Here is a 4,846-nt window from a genome sequence, read left to right on the forward strand (position 1 = left end):
GATGAAAAAATTCGCATTGGCTATATCTCTGATTGCTTTCATTGGCATACAGTTGGTATCGTATTTATGGGATGGCTGAAAAAATGCGATCGCCAGCATTTTGACATATCTTGTTACTATATTAATAGCATCACAGACGAACTAACCCAAGAGTTTCAACTATATAGCGATCGCTTTCATCATATCCCTGACAATCTAGAAGCAATCTGCCAACAAATTATCGCGGATAATTTACATATACTCGTGTTTCTAGATATTGGCATGACTCCACAAATGACGCAACTAGCAGCACTGCGTTTTGCGCCAATACAATGTGCAGCATGGGGACATCCAGTCACTACAGGTTTGCCAACAATTGATTACTTTCTTTCTAGCGATTTGATGGAACAATCAAATGCAAAAGAGCATTATTCAGAGGAACTAATTCGTTTACCTAACATTGGCATATCCTACGCTAAACCTAGCATTCCAGAACTCAGCAAAAGCCGCTTAGATTTTCATTTGCGAGAAGATGCGGTAGTATATCTATCTTGTCAATCTCTGTTTAAATATTTACCTCAGTACGATTATATTTTTGGTAAAATAGCTCAACAAGTTCCGCAAGCGCAATTTGTCTTCGTCTCCCATTTAGCACCACCGATCGTAGAACAATTTCGGCAACGATTACAGCGTGCTTTCGCAGAGTTTGACTTGGATAGCGAAAAATATTGCCTAATTTTAACCCGCCAAACACAGCTAGACTACTGGAATCTGAATTTAGTTTCAGACATTTTTCTGGATACCTTTGGATTCACTGGATTTTTGACAACGCTAGAAAGTATTGCTTGCAATTTACCAATCGTAACTTGTCCGGGTAAATTTATGCGATCGCGTCAATCCTACGGCATTTTAAAAATGCTTGGCGTCACCGAAACAATCGCTAATAATGAAGCAGAATATATCGAAATAGCCGTTAGATTGGGTTTAGATCGAGAGTGGAGACATCAAATCGTAGAGCAAATCAAACATTGCCAAAATTACCTCTACGAAGACAAAAATTGCATAGCAGCACTTGAGGCATTTTATCATAAAATAATCCAGACAAATTAATTAGAAAAAACTTAGTAGAAATAATTCACTATTTACCAACACGAACATTTTTCCACCTTTTTCGTCTATCATACAAAAGAGGGAGGATTTTACATGGATAAGCGCAGTCAACAAAAATTCATTCTGACACCTAAAATTGCCATGTTATGCCTGACAGCGATATTACCATTGCTGGGCGACATACAGGCACAATCTTCTACTAACCTAGAGATCGTCTCTCATATCGAAAAATTAAAAGATAACGATAAACTAGAGCGTTTAGAAGCTGTGAGAGAATTGCGGAAAATTGGTTCTCCAGCCATACCTGCGCTGACAGCAGCTTTGCAAGACGAGGAAAATCGAATTCGTGGCGGTGCTGCCTTTGCTTTAGGTGCAATAGGTGCAGAAGCGAAAACAGCAATTCCTCAACTAATTGCTATGTTAAAAGATCCCGACGATCGAGTTCGTTTAGATGCTGCCGTAGCGTTGCGGAGAATTGGTTCCCCAGCAGTTTCTGCACTAGCTGAAGCATTACAGGAACCCAATAATAAGCAGATTCGCATAAACGCTACCTTTGCTTTAGCAGGAATCGGTGCAGAAGCGAAACCAACCATTCCCATTTTAATAAAAATGTTGAAAGATAATGATGAAGAAATTCGCTTAAATGCAGCTATAGCTTTGCGCGGAATCGGTTCGCCTGCAATCCCCGATCTTACTAAAGCATTGCAAGATAAAAATGAGCAAGTTCGCAGAGGTGCAGCTATAGCTTTAGGAAAAATCAGTTCGCCTGATACTCATCCCTCCAGCAAAGCATTACCCAGCGAAAATCAACCAATTAGCAATCCTACTAACGTAGCGGTTTGCGTACCTCCTCCCCCTCGTCATCCTGTTTCTACTACTCCCACCCAATCTCGCATCAATCCCTCCGCTATTCGTCTAACTCCTACCCCAACTCCCAGTCCAACTGTTCGTCCAACTGTTCGTCCAACTCCTGTTAAACCTACTCCTAATCCCTGTACCCCTCGCCCTAATTCAGGCATAACTGCACCTTCAAGAAATCAATGAGGTAAACTGGCGCTTGGGCAAGGTAGCTAGTGAGTGTTGAAAGCGCGATCGCAAATATTATTAACTCAAGTTGCTAGTTATCAGATCTGGTTGTTGATTACCTCAAAACCCCCTTTTTTAAGGGGGATTTAGGGGGAGAGCGAAGGAGAGAGAATCTAATGCGGTAACTTGCCTATTTTCCTATACTGATTGGCAACTCATTAGAAACACTGCTAGTATCATAAATCCTAGTAGCAAAATTCTTCTTTACTATTTTTGAAAAATTTGCTAGCAATGGCTTAACATAAGGTTTCTGTAAGTGTTCAACTAGAGCGGCCTTATCTTTCCACTCCTCATAGTAGATAAAAGAATTCTGGGCTGTTGGTTGTTCGTAAAAACCGTAGGTGATACAACCCGGTTCATTTGGTGTAAGTTCGAGTGCTTCTTTCGCCAGCTTCAGAAACAGTTCGCGCTGTTCAGGGTAGATTTCAAATCGATTGACTACAACCAATGGCAGGTTAGTGTTAGTATTCTGCTGATTCGTTGTAGAAACTTGAGCAAAGGCTTTACTGCTGAATATTGCAGCGCTCGCAATTGCCAAACCCAGTAATACAACTGTTTTTATTACTCGTACCCGGCTAAAGAGATAAGTTTGTCGCATTTTTTCCATTTCTCTTTTTGGAGATTTTAGCTTGATTAAGCAGTAGGATATCCTAAAATCTCAGGTTCTGCCCACCGCTCGTGCGGCGACTTAAAAATATTCGCCCTACGAGCCAAGTTTGGAGTACGATCGGCGAACTTATAAGTGAAATCGCTGCCGGCTTTGCGTACAGGGGACTGAGAATTACTTATGTACGGAGCATTTCGCAAATCGATCGCCTTCACTTATTACCATGATTGCGGTAGCTCATAATTCTTTTGACTTTTGACTTACTCCCTTTTATTGGCTCCATTGTTGCAGCTTTCTAAAAATTTAGCAAGGGTAGCTTCCAACTGGGGCGAAAGTTCTAAAGGCAAAGCACCAGAACGAACGTGGAAATCGCGTTGAGGAAAAGGAATTTCAATATTGCGATCGCGCAAAATCCCATCAATCCGAAAATACAAATCGCTCTTAATAATAACCTGTTGGCGCGGTTCTTTAATCCAAACCAGCAACTCTAACTGTAAAGAATAATCGCCAAATCCCCTAAAAATCACATTCGGAGGTGGGTCGGATACCACATCAGGATAATCTTTTGTAGCATCAATCAAGGCATCGCGTACCTTACTCAAATCAGAACCGTAGGCTACACCGATAGGCAATCTCAGCCTCGTGACAAAACCGCTGTGACTCCAGTTGACAACCTCGTTTTCCAAAAATCGAGAATTAGGCACAATTATGGAAACGCGATCGAGCGTGCGAATTTCCGTACTGCGGACACTTATCCGCTCGACCGTCCCCATAAAATCACCCACATTGACAAAATCACCAACTTGAATCGGACGCTCAAAAATAATCACCAAACCGCTGACAAATTCCTTGGCAATTCCCTGCAATCCCAAACCAATTCCTACACCCAAAACACCAGCAAAAATAGTGAGAGAACTGAGGTCTAATCCCCACAGTTGCAGCAACACTACAGTACCGATGAAAATCAGCCCGTAGAAGGCGATCGTGGCGATCGCTTCTTGAGCGCCTCGATTCATCCCCGTCAAACCCAAGATGCGCGATCGCAGCACATTCTTGACGGTTCCAGTTACAATTAAAAGACCGTAAAACAGCGCAATCAGGATAATTACCTGAATAACCGAGTAAGATTTGTCTCCCAGCGGGATAATCGGCGCAGCCAGACTGTAAACAATCACATCAACTATTTTTTGGCTCCACAGGCGCGTTTGGGGAAACTGGTTGGTAATGTAGAGTAGCGCACCCAACCACACCGCTACACGCAGCAGGACAAGCGTAAACTTGAGGAACAAGTCAATACTTTGAGTTGGCGCAGCCGTTTCCGGAACAGTTTCGCGCTGGGAAATCAATCGGCGCTGCAATTTCTGCCAAATTGAGCCTAAAACAGAATTAAAGCCGATCGCTACCAGCACGCACCCAGCGGAAACCAACAAAGCTTTGCGGATATACTCAGGACGCCTTTGTTCCTGTGCTAGCTTAATGGCAACATCAATGCGATCGCGCCACCGTTGAGCCTGTTCCTCCTTCGTCATCCCATCTACTGCATCTTTCTCGGTGACAGTCAGCAAATTCAGCCCATTCACCCGAATCACAGGCAAATCTTTCACCTTTACCACCTGCACCTGCACCGCTTCGTCAGATTCCACCGCTCGATTGAGAATCCCATTGGCATAATCAGCTCGCGGTTGAGCGTCAAAACCCTCCAGCTGGCTGACTTTAAACAGCTGGCGTCCATCCAGCGCAATCGCCGCCGAGGGATTTGCTTGCGCCCAAACTGGTGTCAAGCTCAGCACACAGCCCAAAATAAAGCTGAGGACAACGATAAAGTTCGATCGTGGGTGGGCAATATTTTTCAGCCGTCCCACGAGCATCCGGAGAGATTTATTTTTCATAAAGCCAAGCAGATTCAGGCAAATCATTAGGATCGAAATTGTAGAGATGTTCACCACGGGAGCATAGCAAGTCATGGCATACGATTACGACCTTTTTGTGATAGGTGCGGGTTCCGGGGGGCTGGCGGCTTCCAAACGAGCGGCTTCCTACGGTGCTAAAGTAGCGATCGCAGAA

General features: G+C 43.7%; 4 protein-coding genes and 1 pseudogene. 2 read left to right on the forward strand and 3 right to left on the reverse strand.

All coding sequences use genetic code 11. The features are described from left to right. Both H6S82_RS18495 and H6S82_RS18500 read left to right on the forward strand, forming a co-directional pair. Positions 1-1,089: pseudogene (locus H6S82_RS18495) on the forward strand (glycosyltransferase); the annotation flags it as partial. Positions 1,090-1,182: 93 nt separating this feature from the next. Next, positions 1,183-2,133 carry a HEAT repeat domain-containing protein gene (locus tag H6S82_RS18500; RefSeq protein ID WP_190463315.1) on the forward strand — a complete coding sequence of 317 codons (951 nt, stop codon included), beginning with the start codon at positions 1,183-1,185 and terminating at the stop codon, positions 2,131-2,133. Between the two features lie 172 nt (positions 2,134-2,305). Here H6S82_RS18500 and H6S82_RS18505 read toward each other — a convergent pair whose 3' ends face one another. The 3 genes from H6S82_RS18505 to H6S82_RS18515 are packed head-to-tail and all read right to left on the reverse strand — an operon-like array spanning position 2,306 to position 4,671. Continuing rightward, complete coding sequence (locus H6S82_RS18505) at positions 2,306-2,782, reverse strand: putative quinol monooxygenase (RefSeq protein ID WP_190463317.1); 477 nt, start codon at positions 2,780-2,782, stop codon at positions 2,306-2,308. 26 nt (positions 2,783-2,808) lie between these two features. Then, the gene (locus H6S82_RS18510; RefSeq protein WP_190463319.1) at positions 2,809-2,997 is read right to left on the reverse strand and encodes a hypothetical protein; all 189 of its coding nucleotides are present in this window, start codon (positions 2,995-2,997) and stop codon (positions 2,809-2,811) included. A gap of 45 nt (positions 2,998-3,042) precedes the next feature. Then, positions 3,043-4,671 (reverse strand): mechanosensitive ion channel domain-containing protein, encoded by a 1,629-nt coding sequence (locus tag H6S82_RS18515; RefSeq protein ID WP_190463321.1) that lies wholly within the window; start codon positions 4,669-4,671, stop codon positions 3,043-3,045. Between the last annotated feature and the right edge of the window lie 175 nt (positions 4,672-4,846).

Source organism: Planktothrix sp. FACHB-1355, assembly GCF_014748295.1.
GTDB classification, from domain to species: Bacteria; Cyanobacteriota; Cyanobacteriia; order Cyanobacteriales; family Aerosakkonemataceae; genus Aerosakkonema; species Aerosakkonema funiforme_A.

Coding starts and splice junctions, on each gene's coding strand:
- H6S82_RS18500 (WP_190463315.1), top strand. CDS start 1,183: ATGGATAAGCGCAGTCAACAAAAATTCATTCTGACACCTAAAATTGCC.
- H6S82_RS18505 (WP_190463317.1), bottom strand. CDS start 2,782: ATGGAAAAAATGCGACAAACTTATCTCTTTAGCCGGGTACGAGTAATA.
- H6S82_RS18515 (WP_190463321.1), bottom strand. CDS start 4,671: ATGAAAAATAAATCTCTCCGGATGCTCGTGGGACGGCTGAAAAATATT.